This window comes from Streptomyces sp. WAC05292 (genome assembly GCF_003949955.1).
In the GTDB taxonomy this organism is placed as follows: Bacteria; Actinomycetota; Actinomycetes; order Streptomycetales; family Streptomycetaceae; genus Streptomyces; species Streptomyces globosus.
This window is the reverse complement of record NZ_RPSE01000559.1, coordinates 1-3,130: the sequence shown is the minus strand read 5'-3', so window position 1 is coordinate 3,130 and position 3,130 is coordinate 1. Positions and strand designations below refer to the sequence as shown.

The 3,130-nt window shown below is 75.9% G+C and carries 2 protein-coding genes; both read right to left on the bottom strand.

Features of this window, described 5'->3' with window-relative positions:
- Nucleotides 1–19: 19 nt before the first annotated feature.
- Nucleotides 20–1,375 carry a salicylate synthase gene (locus EF903_RS30950; RefSeq protein WP_125548296.1) on the bottom strand — a complete coding sequence of 452 codons (1,356 nt, stop codon included), beginning with the start codon at nt 1,373–1,375 and terminating at the stop codon, nt 20–22.
- 134 nt (nt 1,376–1,509) lie between these two features.
- Nucleotides 1,510–3,078, bottom strand: a complete 1,569-nt coding sequence (locus EF903_RS30945; protein ID WP_125548295.1) for an MFS transporter — start codon at nt 3,076–3,078, stop codon at nt 1,510–1,512.
- Between the last annotated feature and the right edge of the window lie 52 nt (nt 3,079–3,130).

The following is a 3,130-nucleotide window of genomic DNA, read 5'->3' as shown; positions in this document are numbered from 1 at the left end:
GGCGGGGGCGGGCGGTGCGTCAGCCGGCCAGGCGGGCCTGCGGCCCGTCCGCCCCGTCGGCCCCGTCCGCGGCGACCAGGAAGCGGGAGACGCTCTCCAGCTTCTCGGAGGTCTCCTCGAACTCGCGGGCCGCCGTCGACTGGCCGACGATCCCCGCACCGGCGCGCAGCCACGTCCGGCCGCCCTGCCGGTAGACCGAGCGGAGCACCAGCGCCGCGTCCATCCCGCCGTCCTCGTCCACCGTCAGCACCGCCCCGCTGTACAGGCCGCGGCGCTCCGGCTCGTACTGGCGGATCACGTCGTACGCGGCGTCCTTCGGCACCCCCGAGGCCGTGACGGCCGGGAACACCGCGCCGAACGCGTCCCACGTCCCGAACCCGTCGGCGAGCCGGCCCGACACCCGGGAGGCCAGGTGCTGCACGCTGCCGCGCTCCTTGACCGCCATGAACTCCGGGACCTCGACCGATCCCGCCTGCGACACGTCCGTCAGCTCGTCCGTGCCGACCTTCACCGAGATCGCGTGCTCGTAGATCTCCTTGGGGTCCGACAGCAGGTCCTCGCGCAGCGCCCGGTTGCGCTGTGGGTCCTGCGTCAGCGCCCGCGTCCCCGCGAGCGGCTGGCTGTAGACACGCCCCCCGGACTCGACCTCGACGACGGTCTCCGGGCTGAACCCGGCCGCCTCCACGCCGCCGAGCCGCAGCAGGAACGACCGCGCCGGGGTGTTGCCCCGCCGGCCCCGCACGTACGTCTCGACCAGGTCGATGTCGTCCTCGACCTCCACGACCCGAGACAGGATCACCTTCTGCAGCCGGTCCTCGTGGATCTCGGCGACCGCCGACTCGACCGAGCTGCGGTAGTCGGTCTTGTCGAAGCCGCGCACGTCGATCCGGGTGGTGCGGCCGCCGCCCGCCCGCCCCGGCGAGCGCAGCACGTCCAGCGCGGCCACCAGCCCCTCCGGGTCGGCCGAGCGGACCAGCGCCGTCGCCCCCTCGAAGCGGACCTCGGTGCGCGGCACCACCAGGTGCAGCAGCTTCTCGCCGCCGACGTGGTCCAGGGAGCCGTCCTTGGCGTACGACAGCTCGAACGCGGCCCAGCCGTAGGCCCGCCAGCCGTCCACGGCGAGGGTGTCGAGGAGGGACTGCACCTGCCGGAGCGGCTTGCCGTCCCAGGGCAGGAACCTCTCCCCGTCACAGGAGAGGCGGGCGCCGGTGCGGTCCAGCGTCAGCTCGGCCAGCGTGCCTCCGGCGTAGGACCAGCCGTCCGGGCCCTCGTAGACGACGTAGTCGTCGTGCAGGCCGGAGTCGGCGAGCGCGGCGGCCGCGGCGAGCTGGTCCTCGGCGGGCTCGATCCTGGTTTCGACGTAGTACGGAGACACGGTCGCATTCCCCCTGGGGCGTCGGTCGCGGAAGTGGTGGGCGCACCCGTGCGGACGGGCGGCGCCGGAGGAGAAGGTGGGAAGGGGCGGGAGGTCCCGCGCCGGGCGGATGGACGGCCGCCCGGCGCCGGGTCTCACCTGCCCGCGGCCCGGAGCGGTGCGGCGGCTTCGTCGGCGCCGCCGCTCCCGGCCGTGGGAGTCGGTGCGGCGGGCCGGGCCGGAGCCGGCGCCGCCTTGCGGACGAGCAGGAGGCCGACCACGGCGGCGCCGGCGAGCCCGGTCACGCCCGAGGCCAGCATGACGTCGTTCAACGCGCCGGCGAACGCCTCGCGGACCAGGTGGACGACACCGTCCGCCTGCCCCGCGGGAGCCGCGGCGACGACCTCGCCGGCCTGCCCGGAGCCCAGCTGCCCTGCGGCGGACGCGCCGAGCGCGGCCCCCGGGCCGGAGTCCAGCGCGCGGGCCAGGCCCTGCTGGAGCACGATGCCGAAGGCGGCGATGCCCAGCGCCTGGCCGAGCTGGCGGAAGGTGTTCAGCGCCCCGCCGGCCATGCCGCCCCGCTCCGGCGGCACGGCGGCCATCGCGGTGGCGGCCAGCACGGGGGAGACCACCCCGACGCCCAGCCCGGTCAGGGCGAGGCCCGGCACCAGGGCCGTCCACCCCGATCCGGCGTCCAGCCGGGCCTGGAGCAGGCTGCCGGCGCCGATGAGGGCGAGGCCGCCGCCGAGCGCCAGCCAGGCCGGGACCCGCGGCAGGTGCCGCCCGGCGAGGGCGGACACCGCGAACGCGAGCGCACTCATGGGCAGGACCACCAGGCCGCCCCCGACGGGCCCCAGCCCGAGCACGGACTGCACCCACAGCGAGGTGTACGGCAGGTAGGCGAACGCCACCCCGGAGAACAGCAGCCCGCACAGCATCACCCCGGTGAACCGGGCCCGGCGGAACAGCGAGAGGTCCAGCATCGGGTGCGCGGCACGCCGCTCGACCAGCAGGAACGCCGCCAGCGCCACCGCGGACAGCGCGGCGAAACCCAGCGTGCCGGCCGAGGCCCAGCCCTCGGAGCCACCGCTGATCAGGACGTACACCGCCGAGCCGGCCGCCACCGTGAACGCGGCGGTGCCCGCCCGGTCCATGCGGCCCGCCGCCGGATTGCGGGACTCCGGCAGCACGGCCAGCGACAGGGCGAAGGCGGCCGCGCACAGCGGCAGGTTGACCAGGAAGATCCACCGCCAGCCCAGGTACTCCGTCAGCACACCGCCGAGGACCGGGCCGACGGCCGCGGCCGCACCGCTGACGGCCCCCCAGACCCCGAAGGCGACCCCGCGGTCCCGGCCCTGGTACGTGGAGTTCAGCAGCGCCATCGCGGTGGCGAGCATCGCCGCGGCCCCGATGCCCTGCACCGCCCGGGCGGCGACCAGCACCGCCGGGTCGCCGGCCAGCCCGCACAGCAGCGAGGCCGCCGCGAACAGGGCCAGGCCGCCGGTGTAGACGCGGCGCCGCCCGGATCTGTCGGCGAGCGAGCCCGCGCCGAGCAGCAGCGCGGCCAGGGTGAGGGCGTACCCGTCCATCACCCACTGGAGGTCGGACGGCGACGCGTCCAGGTCGGAGCCGATGGCGGGAAGCGCGACGATCACGATCGTGACGTCCACCAGCAGCATGAACACGCCCAGGCTGACCGCGACGAGCGGCCACCACTTACGCACGAGGCCTCCAGGGACTCGAAAGGAGGGACGGAACGGACGGGTGGGGGAGGCA